Origin of the sequence: Bacillus sp. JJ1122, assembly GCF_036964885.1 — a bacterium.
Classification (GTDB): Bacteria; Bacillota; Bacilli; order Bacillales; family Cytobacillaceae; genus Mesobacillus.
In genome coordinates, this window is the sequence record NZ_JBALQL010000035.1 from 105,917 (window position 1) to 124,843 (window position 18,927).

The window sequence follows — 18,927 nt, forward strand, 5'->3', positions numbered from 1 at the left end:
AAAAAGTCTTTCATTGAGCAAACGTTTGCGCTAAAATAGATTTATATCAATCAGATGCTTCATGAGAGTGAAAACAGATAGAAACTGAGCATATATATAAATGTATTCGTTCTCATAAAGCATCTGATGCTTTTTAAAAACATAGAAAGAGAAAGGGGAATATAGGATGAAAGAGCAATCCTATCAAACCAACCACCGCAGAATAGCAACAGCCCTTTCGATCGTTCCAGGGCTTGGACAGCTGTACAACAAACAATATTTAAAAGGGATTATTTTTCTTATTTTAACAGGGGCATTCTTCGGAGTTTTCTCTGACCTGCTAAACATGGGATTGTGGGGGATTATCACACTTGGTGAACAAACACCTCGTGACCATTCAATCTTCTTGCTTGTAAAAGGGATACTGGCTGTCATTGTCCTCGTTTTTGGAATCGGTTTCTATTTATTTAACTTGAATGATGCGTATAAGACCGGTTTAAAAAGGGACATGGGCTTAAATCTTAGTACACTGAAGGAGCAATACAATAACCTTGTGGACAATGGATTCCCATATCTGATCATGTCACCAGGATTCCTCTTGCTCATTTTCGTTGTTGTTTTTCCAATTATATTTGTAGTGTTGCTTGCATTTACAAACTATGATCTTTACCATTCTCCGCCAGCTAAGCTGGTCGACTGGGTAGGACTTAAGAACTTTTTCGACCTGTTCCAGTTGGAATCATGGCGTCAAACATTCTTCTCAGTACTTTCTTGGACCATCATCTGGACATTTGTCGCCACTACATTCCAGGTTGCGCTTGGTATGTTCCTTGCAATCCTCGTAAACCAAAAGGATGTTAAAGGGAAAGCGATCATTCGTACAGTATTCATTCTTCCATGGGCAGTTCCAGCATTCGTTTCGATTCTTGTCTTTGCTGGCATGTTCAATGAATCATTCGGTGCCATCAACCGTGACATCCTTGGATTCTTTGGAATTGATCCAATTCCTTGGATGACTGAAGCTATGTATACAAAAATCGCCTTGATCCTGATCCAGACATGGCTTGGATTCCCGTTCATTTTTGCCATGACGACTGGAGTACTTCAATCCATTCCTGAAGAACTTTATGAAGCAGCTACTGTGGACGGTGCATCAAACTTCCAAAAGTTCAAAAACATTACTTTGCCGCTTGTGCTATTTGCGACAGCGCCAATCTTGATTACCCAATATACTTTTAACTTCAATAACTTTAATATAATTTATCTCTTTAATGGCGGGGGGCCTGCAGTTCCAGGCGGCAACGCCGGAGGAACGGACATCCTGATTTCGTGGATTTACAAACTCACCATGACATCTGCACAATATTCTAAAGCTGCCGCTATCACCATGCTGTTATCACTGATTGTTATCGGTGTTGCTTTATGGCAGTTCAAGAGAACGAAATCATTCCAAGAAGAGGATATGATGTAATATGAGTATAAAAAGACAGAAGTATATCAGACTGACACTAACGTATCTTGTGATTTTGGCAATGTTTGCGATCATTATTTATCCGCTTCTTTGGATTGTTGGTTCTTCCTTCAATCCAGGGCAGAGTTTATCCGGTTCTAACATCATCCCTGAGAACGCAACGCTGTCCCATTATAAAGAGCTTTTCGACACGAGTAAGAGCAACTATTTATACTGGTACTGGAACTCACTGAAGGTAAGCGTTTTGACGATGGTGTTCACAGTGATCCTGGTCAGCTTGACGGCTTATTCTTTCTCGAGATACCGGTTCATTGGACGTAAAAATAGTTTGATGACATTCTTGATTCTGCAAATGATTCCTAACTTTGCAGCATTGATTGCCATTTTCATTCTAGCGTTGCTTACAGGCTTATTGGATTCGCATATTGGTTTGATCCTTGTATACGTCGGCGGAGCCATTCCTATGAATACTTGGCTGATGAAGGGGTATCTTGACACAATTCCGAAGGAGCTTGATGAGTCAGCGAAAATGGATGGCGCAGGCCATTTACGAATCTTTTTCCAAATCGTCATGCCGCTTGCGACACCGATCATTGCAGTTATTGCATTATTCTCTTTTATCGCCCCGTTTGGCGACTTTATCCTTGCGACAGTGCTGTTAAGGACTGAAAGCAAGTATACTTTGGCTGTAGGATTATATGATTTGGTAGCAAAGCAATTCGGTGCGGAATTCACTACTTTCGCGGCTGGTGCTGTCTTAATCGCAGTACCAATCGCAATCTTGTTCCTGTCATTCCAGAAATACTTTGTATCAGGTTTGACGGCTGGCGGAACAAAAGGATAATCTATTAGGGCACACACTTTTAAGCAAAGGCCATATATGGCCTTTGCTTAAATTATGAGGAGGGACAAGGATGAAAAAAATATTTACAACCTTCATCTTATTTATGTTTCTTCTTTTTTCCGCCCTACCTGTAGGAGCCGTTGAAAAAGAAGGACGCAAGTGGCAAGATGAAACAATCTACTTTTTAATGGTGGACCGTTTTAATAACGGTGACAATAGCAATGATTTCAACGTGGATATGCAGGATCCAAAAGCGTACCATGGTGGAGACTTTCAAGGAATTATCGATCGACTGGATTACATAAAGGATATGGGTTTCACCGCCATCTGGCTGACACCAGTTTTTGATAATGCCGATAAAGGCTACCATGGTTATTGGATCAAAGATTTCTATAAGACAGAAGAACATTTTGGAAGCGTTGACAAGTTCAAAGAACTAGTAAAGGAAGCCCATAAGCGTGATATCAAGATTATCCTTGATTTTGTCGTTAACCATGTGGCTCCTGATCATGAATGGGTCAATGATCCAGCTAAGAAAAACTGGTTCCATGAGAAACAGGATATTATTGACTGGAACGACCAGAACCAGATGGAAAATAACTGGCTGTATGGGTTGCCTGACCTGGCGCAGGAAAATCCGGAAACGAGAAAATATTTGCTTGATGCAGCGAAATGGTGGATTGAAGAAACGGATATCGATGGTTACAGGCTGGACACAGTCCGCCATGTTCCAGTTGATTTTTGGTCAGAGTTTTCGAAGGAAGTAAAAAGTGTGAAGAAAGATTTTTATCTAATCGGGGAGGTATGGTCATCCGATCCGAATTACATTGCGAAATATGACAAGGCAGGTATAGACGGTTTTGTCGATTACCCATTGAATGACCAGCTCAGAACGGCGTTTGCCAAACCTGACAAGACTTTGGACTGGCTTTTTACGACCGCGAAAAGAAACAAAGTAATCTATGAAAATCCTGAACTGATGGGTAACTTCATGGATAATCATGACACAGCGAGGTTTACACAGGACGCTGTCCAGAACAGGCAGCATCCGGGTACAAGATGGAAAATGGCTTTATCTTATTTGTATACGGCTCCGGGAATTCCAATTGTTTATTATGGAAGTGAAATTGCCATGAATGGCGGGAATGACCCAGACAATCGCAGGCAAATGAGCTTTAGAGCAGATAAAGAGTTAATCGATTACATCACCAAAATTGGCGAACTTAGAAACCAGCTGCCATCACTGACGCGCGGTGATTTTGAAATGCTATATGAAAAGAAAGGCATGGCTGTATTTAAGCGTACTTATAAAGAAGAAACCTCAGTCATTGCGATTAATAATACATCCAATACTCAGAATATCACCCTGACAGCAGACCAACTTGCAGATGACAAGGAGTTAAGAGGCCTGCTTGCAAATGACTTAGTCAGAAGCAAGGATGGAGAATACAAGCTGTCAATCGATCGTGAAAAAGCTGAGATTTACGTACTGGCAGAAAAGACCGGATTGAATATTCCATATATGGTTGCGATGGGCACTGTATATGCAGCCTTCATTATCTTCTTTTTTATGCTATTAAGAAGGGCAAGAAGGAAGAACTCCTAAAAATAAGGAGGTTTAAGCAAAATGCTAGAGGATACAAGTTTTGCAATCCGCCCTGATCAAGGGATGAACGAAGAAAAAAACCCCTTTCAGGACATAGGCAATGCAAAAAATATCAGAAAGACAGAGAATGGAATTAAGATTTCTGCTGATAATGGAGAACTTGCCGTCGTATTTTACAGGGATGATATCGTCAGGTTTGTATTCCAGCCTTTAAAAGAAGTCATGCTGGACAGCAGTCCTGCGCTAGTGCTGGCACCCGAAAACAGCGAAATAAAGCTAAACAATGAAAAAAATGCATTCGTATTGGAAGCACCAAAATTAACGGTACTTATAACAAAAACACCGATCCGAATTACGGTAATGGATTCACAAAGGCGGATCCTATTCCAGCAAAAGGAAAAGGGCATTGGGTTTAAACCGACTGGTGAAGTAGTTTGTCATAGCACCCGTAACCAGGAAGATCATTTTTATGGTCTTGGTGAGAAAACCGGCTATCTCGATAAGCGCGGCGAAAAGCTGATGATGTGGAATACAGATGTATATGCTCCTCATAATCCGGAAACGGATGCGTTATATCAATCCATTCCATACTTCATGGTATTGAGCAATGAGGCAGCCCAGGGAATCTATTTTGACAATACATTCAAGTCTACTTTCGACTTCCGTTCCGAAGCAGATGTATATTCATTTGGGGCTGAAGGAGGAAAGGTTGATTTTTATGTAATGGCCGGTCCTGGACCAAAAGATGTCCTTGAGCAATATACAGCGTTAACAGGCAGGGCGCCGATACCGCCGAAATGGGCAATCGGCTACCACCAGTCAAGGTATAGTTATGAGTCTGAACAGGAAGTGCGCGAGCTGGCAGCGATTTTCAAAGAGAAGGAAATTCCTCTGGATGCCGTTTATCTTGATATCCATTACATGAACGGATACAGGGTCTTTACGTTTGACCGAGAAAGATTCCCTGACCCAGAAAATCTGGTACGTGATTTAAAGGAACAAGGCATCAGGATCATCCCAATAGTTGATCCTGGTGTCAAGGAAGATCCTGAGTATCCCATTTACCAGGAGGGCATACACGGAGACCATTTCTGTAAATACATTGAAGGCAGCCTCTATTTTGGGGATGTCTGGCCTGGCAATAGTGCATTTCCTGATTTCTCGAGCAGCAAAGCACGTGAATGGTGGGGCGAAAAGCATAAATATTATGCTGATCTGGGCATCGAAGGTATATGGAACGATATGAATGAGCCATCGGTTTTCAATGAGTCAAAAACGATGGATCTGAAGGTCATGCATAAGAATGACGGCAATCCTAAGACACACCGTGAACTCCATAATGTATACGGTTTGTTAATGGGCGAGGCAACATATGACGGAATGAAAAAGCAGCTTGGCAACAAGCGTCCATTTTTACTGACAAGGGCTGGATTTTCAGGTGTCCAGAGATATGCGGCTGTTTGGACGGGGGATAATCGCAGTTTCTGGGAACACTTGCAATTATCAATTCCAATGGTAATGAACCTGGGCTTGTCAGGTATTCCATTTGCAGGACCGGATGTAGGCGGCTTTGCGCATGATTCGAACGGAGAGCTTTTGGCAAGGTGGAGCCAGGTTGGCGCCTTCACGCCATATTTTCGGAATCACAGTGCCATTGGGACACTTCGCCAGGAGCCATGGTCATTCGGTGAAAAATATGAACAAATCATAAAAAAATATATCCAGCTTCGCTATCAATGGCTTCCACAGCTTTATACTCTATTTGCCGAAGCCTGGCAAAAAGGTGTACCTGTGATTCGTCCATTAATGCTCGAATATCCTGAAGACCAAAATACATTCAATCTTTCTGACCAGTTCATGCTAGGGAACAATGTCATAGTAGCCCCAATCATGCAGCCATCAGCTGAACATCGTGCTGTTTATCTTCCCGAAGGTGAGTGGGTTGATTACTGGACTGACGAAGTGCATGCTGGCGGAAGTCACCATTTAGTCCATGCTCCACTTGAAGTTTTGCCGATTTTTATTAAAAAAGGCACGGTCATTGCATTAGGTGAAGTGAGGCATTCAACCGCAACAGCAGACTCAAAGCGGATCTTACATTACTACTATCAGCCAGATTGTACTTCAATCTTCAAACTGTATGATGATGACGGTACAACTTTTGCTTATGAGAGCGGTGAGTATTGCCTGAAGGCTTTTGAGATCAAGGCTATGAATAGCGAGATTTCTTTAAAGATTTCAACCGAGGGAAGATATGAGCCTGAGTGGCAGGAAGTCGATATCATCCTTCACGATGCGCCAGAACTTACCACCGTTGATGTTAATGGGGAAATGAAGAACGTCGAAAAAAATACGGAAAAAACCTGTACAATTCATTTATAATAAAGATAAGGATTTTTTCTGGCCAGAGGGAGGGGATCTTATGGCTGTCACAATAAAAGATGTTGCAAAGGTTGCAAATGTCGCACCTTCAACTGTCTCGCGTGTAATCGCCAACAGTCCAAGAATTAGCGAAAAAACGAAAGAAAGAGTCAGAGAGGTAATGGACCAGCTTGGGTATCATCCAAACTTTATTGCCAGAAGCCTTGCAAGCCAATCGACACGGGCAATCGGGCTGGTTATGCCTAGCTCTACAGATGTCGTTTTCCAAAACCCATTCTTTCCAACTGTATTGTCTGGCTTAAGTGAGGGCGCACATTCAAAGCAATATGCGTTGCACATGACAACAGGGAAAACAGAAGATGAAATATTCGACGGGGTCGTTGCGATGGTCCAGGGAGGAAGAGTGGATGGAGTTGTCCTTCTTTATTCTAAGGTTGAGGACAGAGTCATTGCCTACCTAAGGGAAAGGGATTTTCCGTTTGTAGTAATCGGAAAACCTTTTAAGGATGACGAAAATATCAGCTATGTCGATAACGATAATTTTAAGGCAGGCAAAGAAGTTACCGAGCATTTAATCCAGCTTGGCCATGACCGGATAGGCTTTATCGGTGGTAACCTTGATTTAGTCGTTACCGTTGAACGATTGTTAGGTTATGAAAAAGCTTTGAGGAATTCTGGAATATCCCTTATCGATGAGTATATCGTCAATGACGAGTTCTTGCGAGAAAGCGGGCAGGATGCTGTTAAGGTATTGCTGTCGCTAGAGAAGCCGCCAACCGCGATGGTCGTTGCGGATGATCTGATGGCACTGGGAGTATTGAATAAATTAGATGAAATGGGCATTTCTGTCCCGGATGATATTTCGATTGTCAGCTTTAACAATGTATTGATAGCCGAGATGGCTCGTCCACCGTTAACATCGGTAGACATAAATATTTTTGACCTTGGATATCAGGCTACCAAAAGCCTGATCCAAAAGATTGAAAATCCAGGTGAACCGATAAAAAGGATTATCGTCCCGTTTAAGATCGTACCGAGATTTTCATGCGGTCAACCTAAAGACCATAAGCAAATATCTGTGTAACAAAGAAGCAAAGCAGCGATGCTTTGCTTCTTTTATTACCGTTTCACTTTTAACCGTTTACGATTGTGCCGCCGTTAACATGGATCGTTTGACCGCTGACATATGTGGAGTCATCACTTGCCAGATATACGTAGGCAGGTGCAAGTTCATATGGCTGGCCAGCGCGTCCCATTGGAGCGTTCGTCCCAAATTTAGCCACTTCCTCTGCTGTGAAGGTGGAGGGAATTAGCGGTGTCCAGATAGGGCCAGGTGCAACGCTGTTAACACGGATGCCCTTAGAAGCAAGTGACATGGCTAGGGATCGAGTAAAGGTTACAATCGCCCCTTTAGTCGCAGAGTAGTCAATTAATGTCTCATGGCCTTTATAAGCTGTTATGGATGATGTATTAATAATGGTACTTCCGTTCTGAAGGTTAGGAAGTACAGCCTTAGTTAAATAAAACATCGAGAAAATATTGGTCTGGAATGTTTTCTCAAGCTGAGCTGCCGAGATGTCTAAAAGGCTTTTCTGCGGATGCTGCTCAGCTGCATTATTGACTAGGATATCAATCTTCCCGAATTCATCGATTGTTTTCTTGGCGGCTTCATTACAGAATGATTCATCTCCCACATCCCCAGCAATCAAAAGGCATTTGCGGCCTTCTGCTTCAATGAGCTCCTTTGTCGTTTGTGCATCATTATTCTCTTCAAGATACACGATGGCCACATCGGCACCTTCCTTGGCAAAGTAAATCGCCACAGATTTCCCGATTCCGCTGTCGCCCCCTGTGATTAAAGCTACTTTGTCCGTTAATTTCCCTGAACCCTTATAATTGTCATCCACAGATTTTGGTTCTGGTTTCATTTCTGGTTCAGTGCCCGGCTGATGGTTCTGATGCTGTGGGGGAAATCCTTGTTTGTTATTTTCATTTGGCATAATTAAATTCACTCCTGATTTTTAGTTTCAACACTTATTAAATTCCTTTAAAATCCAGAGAAAAAACATGGAAATTAATTCATTAGGGAATAAAGGAACCAAAAGGTGTTCGGAATATACTCTTTCCGAACACCTTTTTGGTCACATTCATCTATTTTGGTTAAAGGTGAGATGGGGCTGTTGATTTCCGTTCCAGGCGCTTCGCTTTCCGCGGGGCGTCAGGTGAGCCTCCTCGTCGCTTTGCTCCTGCGGGGTCTCACCTTGGCCGCTGCGCCCGCAGGAGTCTTCGCGCCTTCCACTCCAATCAACAGGAATTCAAGGCTTAATGTGGACGGATAAATAATGAAGAATCTCTTGAGAATTTCCACACATTTTAATACAGACTAAGGGCTCCCAAGTAAGGGGGCCCTTGCATTTTACATAGTGGTTTTCTTGAAAATAGAATACGTCTTGTATCCGCCTGTCAGGTTCTTTACCTTGAATCCATTTTGCTGCAGGATACGGGATGCAAGGTATCCTCTTAGTCCAACCTGGCAAGTGATCAGGATTGTTTCATCCTTTGGAAGCTCGTCAAGGCGGCCGCGAAGGTCATCAAGCGGAATGTTCTTTGAACCTTCAATTTTTCCAGATGCATGTTCTTTTTCAGTTCGGACGTCAATCATGATTGTGCCGTCCTTGATTAAATCATCAACCTCATAATGCTGGACAGTTTCAATTCTGCCATCCACAATGTTGGACGCTACATAACCGGCCATATTCACAGGGTCTTTAGCAGAAGAGAATGGCGGTGCATATGCAAGCTCAAGCTCTTGAAGATCATACACACTCAAACCACCCTTGATGGCAGTTGCGATAACGTCGATACGCTTATCAATGCCATCTTTCCCGACTGCCTGCGCACCATAGATTTTGCCAGTTTCTTTATCAAAAATGACTTTAAGAGACATTTGCTCGGCGCCTGGGTAGTAGCCAGCGTGTGACATTGGGTGGATATGAACAGCTTCATACGGAATACCTAGTCTTCTCAATAGCTTTTCACTATTACCAGTTGTTGCAGCGGTCAATTCGAAAACTTTAACAATGGAAGTGCCGAGCGTACCAGGGTAGGCAATCTTACGTCCATTGATATGGTGACCGACTATATGCGCCTGGCGGTTAGCAGGCCATGCAAGTGGGATCATAGTCGGCTGACCATTAATAAAGTCAATGACCTCGATTGCGTCACCCATGGCATAAATAGACTCATCAGAAGTCTGAAGGTATTCGTTCACCTTTATGCCGCCGCGCTCTCCAACTTCCAGTCCAGCTTCAAGTGCAAGCTTATTTTCTGGACGTACACCGATTGAAAGGATGATCAATTCTGCATCAAGCACCTTACCGCTCTCAAGAACAACCTTAGTACCATTTTCCTGGACATCGGTAATGCCATCTCCAAGTATTAATTCCACACTATTTTTTCTTAACTCATCCTCAACAATCGCAGCCATTTCAGGATCGACTGGTCCCATGACCTGTGGCAATTTTTCAACGAGGGTAACATTCACGCCTGCATGGACAAGGTTCTCTGCCATTTCCAATCCGATGAAGCCGCCTCCGATGACGACTGCGTTTTTTGGATTGTTTTCCTCAAGGTATTTCTTGATTTTATCCATATCCGGAATGTTTCTTAATGTGAAAACATTGTTGCTCTTCAGGCCATCGATTGGAGGAACGATTGGTTTTGCACCTGGTGATAAAACAAGGACCTCATAGCTTTCAGTGTACTCCTCACCAGTTTGAACATGCTTCACAGAAACCGTCTTATCTTCACGGTTAATAGCTGTAACTTCAGAAAAATTACGGATATCCAAATTGTAACGCGCATTCATTCCTTCGACCGTCTGAAGCATTAATTTATTTCTGTCTTCGATCACGCCGCTTATATGGTATGGAAGACCGCAGTTTGCAAAAGAAATGAATTCTCCTCTTTCAAATAAAACGATTTCAGCCTGCTCATCTAATCTTCTAAGTTTAGTTGCTGTGGTTGCCCCACCTGCTACGCCGCCAACAATTACGATTTTTTTACCCATTTTATTAACATCCTTTCGGTTGAAAATTATATTTTATACCCCTACTGGTATATTAACTCGAGATCAAAGGAAAACCAATAGTGCTTTGTGAAGGATTTGTGAAAGTTGTAGCTCGATTAAATTAAAAAGCAGACAAATGTCACACAGAGCTATATATTTTATTACTAGCTTATAAAGAAGAGAAAATTGTCTAGGGTTTGTGAAAGAATGATGAAGGTTTTAAGTATAAGTATGTTAAAGGTAATGGTTGATTTTGCAGCACCGTTGATTGAAGCAGCAGGGCTCCTCGAGCGGGAATCAACAGCCATGTTCACCCAAGCAAGGGTTAGAGCCTAATTAAAAAAAACAGCGGACACTATCATGTCCGCTGATGATTCATCCTATTTAGTTTTAACATTGGGCTTAACGATAATTCACGAATTGCACGTCAACAGTTAGATCGGCTTCTCTGACTGCAGCAATGATTTTCTGCAGGTCATCACGATTTTTCCCAGTTACGCGAACCTGATCATCTTGTACCTGGCTCTTTACCTTTACTCCACTATTTTTAATGATCGTGTTAATTTTCTTCGCGTTTTCCTTGTCAATTCCCTGAACAAGCTTTGCTCTTTGGCGGACAGTTCCCCCTGAAGCACGCTCAACTTTTCCGTAATCAAGATTCTTCACAGGAATCCCGCGCTTAATCATTTTACTGAATAGCACATCCTTTAGCTGGTCAAGCTTAAATTCATCATCGGACACAAGAACAAGCTCTTCCTTATCCAGAGAAATATCGCTCTTACTTCCTTTAAAATCATAACGAGTCTGTATTTCCTTCATTGCAATAGTAATCGCATTGGTGACTTCAGTCATTTCTACTTTGGATACAATATCAAATGAGCTCTCTTTAGACATAACTACCTCCAGAAAAACATTTTAATTATGTCTCCATTATAGTAAAATATAGCAGTTCAAACAACTTTGCGTAATTTAGGGTATACTTGAGTAAAAAGTTTAATGATAAAAATATACTTCGAAAATAAGTAAATCTCTGCAATCGTGAGAGATTAATATCAATAAACAGTATTATGAAAAATTTAATGCAGGAGGAAATATATGTCCTTGAATGATTATACAGGCCAGACATTGGAGCTGACTGTGGCAAGAATTGCTGAATATGGCTACTTTTTAACCGATGGAGAAGAAGATGTGCTTCTCCATTCCAATGATACGGATCAAACATTTGAAGAAGGCGATGAAGTAAAAGTCTTTCTTTTTGTGGACTCAAGAGGAAGGCTTACCGCAACTACCACTATACCTAAGGTATCAGTAGGAACTTATGACTGGGTGCCTGTTGTAGATGTAAAAGACGGTATTGGAGTTTTCCTTGATATCGGCATAAGCAAAGATATATTGCTTGGTGAGGAAGATTTGCCTGTTGTAAAATCCGTTTGGCCGCAAAAAGGGGACTTGCTTTATATCACTCTCCGTGTAAATCGGAGCAATATGATTTACGCACGCATGGCTACAGATCCTGTCATCCAGGATATCTCCATCAAAGCAACCAGGAGCGATTTTAATAAAAACGTTCATGGCTACATTTACCGTACTGCCAGGGTTGGAAGCTGGATTATCACCGCAGAAGGCTTCAAAGGCTTCATCCATGAATCACAGCGCCGGACAGAGCCGCGCATTGGTGAAAAGGTTGAGGGAAGGATTATTGATGTTAAAGAGGATGGTTCAGTCAATATATCATTGATGCCACGCAAGCAAGAAGCGCTTGATGAAGATTCTCAAAAAATCATGGACTATCTCGAACTGCGAAATGGTGCAATGCCATACCATGATAAGAGCATGGCTGAAGACATTCAGGAACGCTTTGGTATGAGTAAAGGCTCTTTCAAACGGGCACTTGGAAGACTTATGAAAGAAGATAAGATCTATCAGGAAGATAATTGGACATATAAAAAACAAAAATAGAGCCGGATGGCTCTATTTTTTATACCCTTATATATGGTCTGTTTTCTTTGAATACTCGTTCTTACCTGCTTTGCGGTTCTTCTCACGCATCATATTCTTTTCATGGCGAAGGGCATTGTTGTCCTTTGCCTTTTTATCGTTATCGGAAGTATGCGGCATACATAAAAACTCCTTTCAGATTTAGGATTCATTTTATTTTTCCTAAAACCTGAAAGGAGTATGTAAGATTATGATGGCTGTTTATTTAAAAAGAAAATGGCTAGGGTACCTGGTCCTGTGTGTGAGCCTACTGCCGCTCCAATCGAAGTAATCACAACATCTTTCGGATTTAGTTCCTGAATAATCATATCTTTCATTTCCGTTGCAGTTTCCTCGTCATCCGCATTGCTTATTCCGACAATCTGGTTTTCAAGGCCGTCACCGCGTTCTTTCATCAGCTCAACGATTCTTCGATGCAATTTCTTTTTTCCGCGGAGCTTTTCGATTGGCACAAGCTTCCCGTCTTCAACATTCAATAATGGTTTGATGTTGAGAAGTCCGCCAACAAATGCAGAGGCTTTCGAAACACGTCCACCCTTTGCAAGATGGTCAAGATCATCTACAGAAAATAGATGCTCCATATGCTGGCTGCGGAAATGGATATCCTTCAAGATGTCTTCCTTCGAAAAATTCTCGTTCGCCATCCTTGCTGCCTCCATAACCAAAAGGCCTTGGCCGAGCGAAGCACATTTTGAATCAATGATTGTTAAATTCAGGTCTGGGTATTCTTCCTTCACCTGCTCAGCAATCATGACAGCTGTCTGGTATGTTCCTGATAATTCAGAAGAGAATGCTATGTAAATACCTTCTTGGTTATTTTTAGCTAATTCAGTAAACACTTCTTTAAAACCTGCAGGGGAAGCCTGTGAGGTTTTAGGAAGATTGCCAGCACGAATGGCATCGTACACTTGTTTAGGCTGAATTGTTTTAAGGTCCTCGTATTCAGTACCGTCAATTTGGACCTTTAAAGGAAATAGTATGACCCCATTTTCTTCATAAAAATGGAATGGCAAATCACATGCACTGTCAGCCATGATTTTTACTGACATAAACCTTTCACCTGCTTTCAACCTTAATATGATAATAGTTTATCGGTAATATCACAAAAAGACAATTAAATGTAGTGATTTTCGGCAAAATAGGGGTAGAGGAATAACAGAAAAAATAAAGGGGGATTTACATGGTCTGGATGGAAACGAAAAAAATCATCATCGTAGTGATTGGTGCACTGCTTAATGCGATGTCGCTAAACTTTTTCTTGATCCCGGCAAATGTTTATGCAAGCGGCTTTACAGGAATTGCGCAGCTCGTATCAAGCATTCTGGGTGAATACGCACCATTTAATATTTCGACAGGGGTTCTTCTCTTGCTCTTGAATATACCAGTGACCATCCTTGGATGGATGAAAGTAGGGAAATCGTTTACCCTGTATAGTTTTATTTCTGTGGTCCTTTCCTCCTTTTTCCTGGAAGTTCTTCCGGTAAAAGAAGTTTCAACAGATATTTTACTGAACGCGGTTTTTGGCGGAGTGATAGCCGCTTTTGGTGTAGGGCTTACGTTGAAATGGGGAGCGTCAACTGGGGGGATGGACATTATTGCCATGGTCCTTTCCCGTATGAATGACCGTCCCGTTGGTACATATTTCTTTACGTTAAACGGCATCATTATATTGACAGCAGGATATATTTTTGGCTGGGAAAATGCTCTTTATACTCTAGTTGCTTTATATGTATCAACCCGTGTCATTGATGCAATCCATACTCGCCATGAAAAATTGACAGCGATGATCATTACGAAAAAATCAGAGGAATTAAAGAAAGCCATTCACGATAAATTAGTACGAGGCATCACATTACTGCCTGCAAAAGGAGCCTTCTCAGGCGAGCAAAAAGAAATGCTTATTATCGTCATAACCAGATATGAGATGTACGACCTTGAGAGAATCATCAAGGATGTCGATCCGCAAGCCTTTACGAATATTGTCCAGACGACGGGAATATTCGGGTTTTTCAGAAAGGAGTAACTTTAGAGAAGGAGTGTAAGTGAATGAGGAAAATCAGCTTGCTTATCATTTTGCTTTTGATTGCCGTGGCGCCTGCATTTGCCATTGGAAAGGAAAAACAAGCAGTGAAACAAAGTGATTTCAGTTTTTTTATTGACCCTGTAGCAGGACCGGAAATGGCAGAGTTTGAATTGTATTTAAGGAATGATGGAAATGAACCAATTTCGTTCGAGTTTCCTACATCTCAGAAATATGAAATCACAATAGTTAATGAAAACAAGAAAAAGGTTTATCAATACTCAGATGGAAAAGCCTTTGCCCAGGCATTTGAAACATTGACATTGCAGCCACAGCAAAGCATCAAATGGAAAGAGACCTGGGATTATAAAACAGAAGGGACAAGAGTGAAAGAAGGCGACTATACCGTCGCAGCAAAGCTCAAAGCGGTCAGTCTAGACGGCAGGCCAATATCCGATAGCATGCTTACGGATACTAAAACAATGTATGTACCTGGAGAGAATCCAGTATTTAAGGGAGTGAGGGCAGAAGGCACTCAGGGAAATTATAAAATAACCGGAGAAGCAAGACCAATCAACGGTAAGTTTTACTACACTGTTGAGGATGGCCATAATGAACTGATAAGAGAAGCTGAACTAGTTCCAGAATCAAAATATCCACAATGGAAACCCTTTGTGATCGGTGTATCCATCTCCAGGGAAAAACTGCCTCAAAATGGCTCAGTCATTTTGAATCTTTATGAACGAAGCAAAGATGGTACGATGATCCATGCTTATCCTGTCCTATTGGAGAGATTCAACAACAATCAATAGAAGGGCATTGGAACATCGATTGGACCCGGTGGGAGAAAACGTTGTATAAAGCACCTTTGAGGAATCTCAATTGATCGTTTAGGGAACCAAGAGGCTTTATTGGCGCTTGGTTTTTCCAATTTATGTTTATTCAGGGAACCAAGATGGCTTATTAGCGCCTACTTTTTCCAATTTATGTTTATTTTGATACCCAATAGGTCTTATTGGCACCTGCTTTTTCCAATTTATGTTTATTTAAGGAGCCAAGAGGGCTTATTAGCGTCTTCTTTTTCCAATTTATGTTTATTTAGGGAGCCAAGAGTTCTTATCGGCGCTTATTTTTTCCAATTTATGTTTATTTTGAAAACCAAGAGGCCTTATAGATGCCCTCTTTTTCCAATTTATGATCATTCAGGTAAGCAAGAGGCCTTATTTGCAATCTCTTTTTCCATTTTTTGTTTTATTAGAAGTATCCAAGGGCGGGCCTTATTGGTGGATAAATTTAATGTGTCCTTAGTCCACATTATGAAGTACCATAGGAGACTCGACCCTCATCGGCGCTTGGATGATGAAAAAGATTTATAGATCGGATCAAACCATCTCTAACATGCCCACAGGAGTCCTGCACTTACCTCTCTAGTCATCGATTTGTTAATAAAAGTTTAAAAAGAAAAGCTGACGGAAAATAATCCGCCAGCTTTTCTTTTACTTGCTTTCAATCGAATTCAGCTCGTCCTGAAATGACCGAAGCTGCTCTTTTTCAGCCATAGTCGTGTTGGCATAGGCTGATGACAGAGCGTTTTTAGCGGTAGAGATCGCCGATGTCTGTTCCGCAGGCTGTGCTGTTTTTGCTAATTGTACAGCTTTTCTTGCTTCCTGAAAAAGCCTGTTTCCCATTTATATTCCTCCTAACGAGGACTCTTGTACATTGGCCATTTTTTGCGCTTCAGCTTCGGCATATGTGGTGTGGTAAGGGATTCGTTGACTATGCTTGGAAACAGTATCTGCACCTTGCTGAACAAAACGTTTGGATTTATTGCTTTTACCCATCGTTTACCCCTCCATATACGAGCGAATTGAAACAGGCTCTAGGCCGCTTCAATACTAGTATGCTCCTTAAGGATTCGAATCAATCGAAAACCAGTTTGAAGGTGTAAATTGGCAGACGCAATTTATTTAAGTTAATCCTTCTTTATTAAAGAGCTTTTAAATTAAGAAGATCGTTCAAGTATACACCGATTCCATCTTCTTCGTTTGTCAGAGTAATATCATTTGCGATATTTTTCACAACGTCAATCGCATTGCCCATAGCAATCCCGCGACCTGCGAATTCAAGCATGTCTAAATCATTGTCTTCATCCCCGAAAGCAATGATCCTATCAGCAGGGATTTGGAAATAATCAGAAGCTTTCTTTAAGCCCACAGCTTTATTCAAACCGTATTTAACAATTTCAACAACATGGAATGGAGCAGCCCAGCTTCTGTGATCAATGACTTCAGCATGCACCTCAGTTAAGTGTGCACGGATTTTTTTTACATCTTCTTCTTCTGAATGGATCAGCATACTTGTAGGGGATGTCTTTAAGTATCTCCTAAGGTCTCCAGTTGTGATATTCGGATTGCCCAAATTGAATATATCCATCAATTTTTCATCATGGTAATGAACGTATACATCGTCAATTACCTCAGCGATGATATTGTGGTATTTAAAATCATCAAGCGCTTCAACGATATCCTTTGCTACATCAATTGACAGAGGGGAATGATGCACCCCCCACTTTGTATCAAGCGGATGATGGATGAAAGCTCCATTGAAGTTTACGATCGGTGTATCAAGCTCAAGCTCATGGTAGTACATTTCACTTGAACGGAACGGTCTTCCCGTAGCAATCATGACAATATGGCCTTCATCACGCGCTTTTTGGATTACTCGTTTATTTTTTTCGGAAATTCTTTTATCGTCTGTTAGTAAAGTACCGTCTAGGTCTAATGCGATTAAATGTTTTTCAGCCATAAAAACTCCTTCTTCCAACTGTTTTAGATATCTTGTTCCAGCGTCTGGCCGTATTTTATCCGGCCAGATTTACTAAGGCGCTAACACTTTTCTTAATGATATGCGTTTGATTGGGTCTTTTTTCATAAGAGTTCTACAATACATATATTGGATTAGTTATAAATTTATCTTATATCCACTATGCTAACCATTTTACATATAAATTGTAAAAAAATCATTTTTCTAATTTTACAGAGCGGTAAATTCGGCTTTAAGGATAACTGTGGAATTTCCGTTCAAGCATATCCAGGAGGGTTTAACGTTGATTTTAGTCGAAAAGAAACGCATTAAAGATATTCCCGTTCTCCATATAGTAAAACAAAAGCAATTTTCAGACAGAATGCCTTTGATTATTTTTCTTCATGGCTTTACAAGCACGAAGGAAAGGAATATGCACGCAGCTTACCTTTTCGCTGAAAAAGGCTTCAGAGTCGTGATGCCTGAAGCAAAATACCATGGGGAGCGAGCAAAGGGACTTTCAGAGATAGAGCTTGGGTTCCGTTTTTGGGAAATCGTCCTTACCTCAATTGAAGAGCTTTCAATTATTAAGGACAACCTATCGGAAGAAGGTTTGGTGGATCCATCGAAAATCGGAGTTGCCGGAACGTCCATGGGGGCCATCACAACACTTGGCGCCTTAGCTAAATATGATTGGATAAAAGCCGCAGTCAGCTTGATGGGCAATCCGTCATATGAACAATTTGCGCTATGGCAGTTGAATGAAATGGAAAAACGGAATGTTGAGTTAGGCATATCCAAAGATGAAATTTCTGCATTATTGAATCAGCTTAAAAAATATGATTTGAGCCTTCAGCCGGAAAAATTAAATAAACGCCCCGTGTTGTTCTGGCATGGAAAGCTGGATAAAGTGGTACCGTATCATAGTGCATATCATTTTTATGAGCAAAACAGGAAAAGCTACGAAGGTACAGAAGGAGTGTTCGAATTCATAACAGATGAAAAGGCAGGCCACGCAGTTTCGAACGCAGGCGTTGTCGCAGCGGCGAACTGGTTTGAAAAGCATTTATAATTGCCTTTACGCTTTAAATGAATCTGAATCATTGTTATGATAGAAATAGGCTGTTTTCCCATAGAATTTTGCTTTCTGTAACAGGCTTTTTTAGCTTACTTAACGTTTTTTGGACGCTTTTCGACAAGCTCCTGGCCCAGTAATATAAAAGCAGCAAAATTTTACGAAAAGAGCTTAGTACATGTATTGCAAAGGAGTGTTCACCAATGGATCAAGATTTAAAAGATAGCATTATGGGTGCGCTTGAAATGGTCGTTGACCCTGAACTTGGCGTCGATATCGTTAATTTAGGGCTCGTATATGATGTTGATTTGAACGAAGAAGGCCTGGCAACTGTAACAATGACCTTGACTTCGATGGGTTGCCCTCTTGCCGGCACAATCGTCGAACAAGTAAAGCTGGCACTCGCAGACCTTCCTGAGATAAAAGAAACAGAAGTAAATATCGTGTTCAACCCGCCTTGGTCAAAGGACAGGATGTCACGCTACGCGAAAATCGCGCTTGGTGTCAGAGACTAAGGTTCAAGTTTAAAATGCATGTTAAAAAAGCAGCAGGGAGCTCCCTTGCTGCTTTTTTGCATTCAAGAATGCCTGAGCGATAACAATTCAAAGGTGAAAAATCTCAGCGAACTGTGATGAGAGAGTTTCCGAAGACAACTCATAGGAGAAAAATCGGACCGAGTTG

General features: G+C 41.4%; 19 protein-coding genes. 11 read left to right on the forward strand and 8 right to left on the reverse strand.

Annotation, left to right across the window (positions count from 1 at the left end; all coding sequences use genetic code 11):
- Positions 1-166 precede the first annotated feature (166 nt).
- From V7201_RS19195 to V7201_RS19215, 5 genes are all read left to right on the forward strand, one after another.
- Positions 167-1,450: a sugar ABC transporter permease gene (locus V7201_RS19195; protein WP_335378367.1), complete on the forward strand. Its 1,284-nt coding sequence runs from the start codon at positions 167-169 to the stop codon at positions 1,448-1,450.
- 1 nt (position 1,451) lies between these two features.
- Positions 1,452-2,294, forward strand: a complete 843-nt coding sequence (locus V7201_RS19200) for a sugar ABC transporter permease (protein WP_335378368.1) — start codon at positions 1,452-1,454, stop codon at positions 2,292-2,294.
- A gap of 70 nt (positions 2,295-2,364) precedes the next feature.
- Positions 2,365-3,900 (forward strand): alpha-amylase family glycosyl hydrolase, encoded by a 1,536-nt coding sequence (locus tag V7201_RS19205; RefSeq protein ID WP_335378369.1) that lies wholly within the window; start codon positions 2,365-2,367, stop codon positions 3,898-3,900.
- 21 nt (positions 3,901-3,921) lie between these two features.
- On the forward strand, positions 3,922-6,282 hold the full coding sequence (locus tag V7201_RS19210; protein WP_335378370.1) for a glycoside hydrolase family 31 protein: 2,361 nt from the start codon (positions 3,922-3,924) through the stop codon (positions 6,280-6,282).
- 40 nt (positions 6,283-6,322) lie between these two features.
- A complete protein-coding gene (locus tag V7201_RS19215) occupies positions 6,323-7,366 on the forward strand; it encodes a LacI family DNA-binding transcriptional regulator (RefSeq protein WP_335378371.1) in 1,044 nt (347 codons plus the stop codon).
- A gap of 49 nt (positions 7,367-7,415) precedes the next feature.
- Here V7201_RS19215 and V7201_RS19220 read toward each other — a convergent pair whose 3' ends face one another.
- Together V7201_RS19220 and V7201_RS19225 are read right to left on the reverse strand one after the other, a co-directional pair.
- Positions 7,416-8,282 (reverse strand): SDR family oxidoreductase, encoded by an 867-nt coding sequence (locus V7201_RS19220; RefSeq protein ID WP_335378372.1) that lies wholly within the window; start codon positions 8,280-8,282, stop codon positions 7,416-7,418.
- Between the two features lie 416 nt (positions 8,283-8,698).
- Positions 8,699-10,351, reverse strand: a complete 1,653-nt coding sequence (locus V7201_RS19225) for a CoA-disulfide reductase (protein WP_335378373.1) — start codon at positions 10,349-10,351, stop codon at positions 8,699-8,701.
- A gap of 207 nt (positions 10,352-10,558) precedes the next feature.
- Between V7201_RS19225 and V7201_RS19230 the strand changes: the two genes are divergently transcribed.
- The gene (locus V7201_RS19230) at positions 10,559-10,687 is read left to right on the forward strand and encodes a hypothetical protein (protein WP_335378374.1); all 129 of its coding nucleotides are present in this window, start codon (positions 10,559-10,561) and stop codon (positions 10,685-10,687) included.
- Positions 10,688-10,753: 66 nt separating this feature from the next.
- On the opposite strand, the gene V7201_RS19235 is transcribed toward V7201_RS19230, so the two are convergent.
- Positions 10,754-11,245, reverse strand: coding sequence for a YajQ family cyclic di-GMP-binding protein (locus tag V7201_RS19235; protein WP_335378375.1), 492 nt, complete (start codon positions 11,243-11,245; stop codon positions 10,754-10,756).
- Positions 11,246-11,446: 201 nt separating this feature from the next.
- Here V7201_RS19235 and V7201_RS19240 point away from each other — a divergent pair, with 201 nt between their 5' ends.
- The gene (locus tag V7201_RS19240) at positions 11,447-12,310 is read left to right on the forward strand and encodes a CvfB family protein (RefSeq protein ID WP_335378376.1); all 864 of its coding nucleotides are present in this window, start codon (positions 11,447-11,449) and stop codon (positions 12,308-12,310) included.
- A 27-nt stretch (positions 12,311-12,337) separates the two neighbouring features.
- Here V7201_RS19240 and V7201_RS19245 read toward each other — a convergent pair whose 3' ends face one another.
- Both V7201_RS19245 and V7201_RS19250 read right to left on the reverse strand, forming a co-directional pair.
- A complete protein-coding gene (locus V7201_RS19245) occupies positions 12,338-12,469 on the reverse strand; it encodes a DUF3941 domain-containing protein (RefSeq protein ID WP_207498922.1) in 132 nt (43 codons plus the stop codon).
- Between the two features lie 68 nt (positions 12,470-12,537).
- The gene (locus V7201_RS19250) at positions 12,538-13,398 is read right to left on the reverse strand and encodes a DegV family protein (RefSeq protein ID WP_335378377.1); all 861 of its coding nucleotides are present in this window, start codon (positions 13,396-13,398) and stop codon (positions 12,538-12,540) included.
- Positions 13,399-13,529: 131 nt separating this feature from the next.
- On the opposite strand from V7201_RS19250, the gene V7201_RS19255 reads away from it, so the two are divergent.
- Positions 13,530-14,372: a YitT family protein gene (locus tag V7201_RS19255; RefSeq protein ID WP_335378378.1), complete on the forward strand. Its 843-nt coding sequence runs from the start codon at positions 13,530-13,532 to the stop codon at positions 14,370-14,372.
- A gap of 23 nt (positions 14,373-14,395) precedes the next feature.
- The gene (locus V7201_RS19260; protein WP_335378379.1) at positions 14,396-15,181 is read left to right on the forward strand and encodes a BsuPI-related putative proteinase inhibitor; all 786 of its coding nucleotides are present in this window, start codon (positions 14,396-14,398) and stop codon (positions 15,179-15,181) included.
- A gap of 684 nt (positions 15,182-15,865) precedes the next feature.
- Here V7201_RS19260 and V7201_RS19265 read toward each other — a convergent pair.
- The 3 genes from V7201_RS19265 to V7201_RS19275 all read right to left on the reverse strand — a co-directional run bounded on the left by V7201_RS19265 (position 15,866) and on the right by V7201_RS19275 (position 17,174).
- The gene (locus V7201_RS19265) at positions 15,866-16,057 is read right to left on the reverse strand and encodes a DUF3813 domain-containing protein (protein WP_335378380.1); all 192 of its coding nucleotides are present in this window, start codon (positions 16,055-16,057) and stop codon (positions 15,866-15,868) included.
- The gene (locus V7201_RS19270; RefSeq protein ID WP_335378381.1) at positions 16,058-16,210 is read right to left on the reverse strand and encodes a hypothetical protein; all 153 of its coding nucleotides are present in this window, start codon (positions 16,208-16,210) and stop codon (positions 16,058-16,060) included.
- Positions 16,211-16,355: 145 nt separating this feature from the next.
- Positions 16,356-17,174 carry a Cof-type HAD-IIB family hydrolase gene (locus V7201_RS19275; protein WP_335378382.1) on the reverse strand — a complete coding sequence of 273 codons (819 nt, stop codon included), beginning with the start codon at positions 17,172-17,174 and terminating at the stop codon, positions 16,356-16,358.
- 301 nt (positions 17,175-17,475) lie between these two features.
- On the opposite strand from V7201_RS19275, the gene V7201_RS19280 reads away from it, so the two are divergent.
- On the forward strand, positions 17,476-18,243 hold the full coding sequence (locus V7201_RS19280) for a prolyl oligopeptidase family serine peptidase (protein WP_335378383.1): 768 nt from the start codon (positions 17,476-17,478) through the stop codon (positions 18,241-18,243).
- 206 nt (positions 18,244-18,449) lie between these two features.
- Positions 18,450-18,761 (forward strand): metal-sulfur cluster assembly factor, encoded by a 312-nt coding sequence (locus V7201_RS19285; RefSeq protein ID WP_335378384.1) that lies wholly within the window; start codon positions 18,450-18,452, stop codon positions 18,759-18,761.
- The last annotated feature ends 166 nt before the right edge of the window (positions 18,762-18,927 follow it).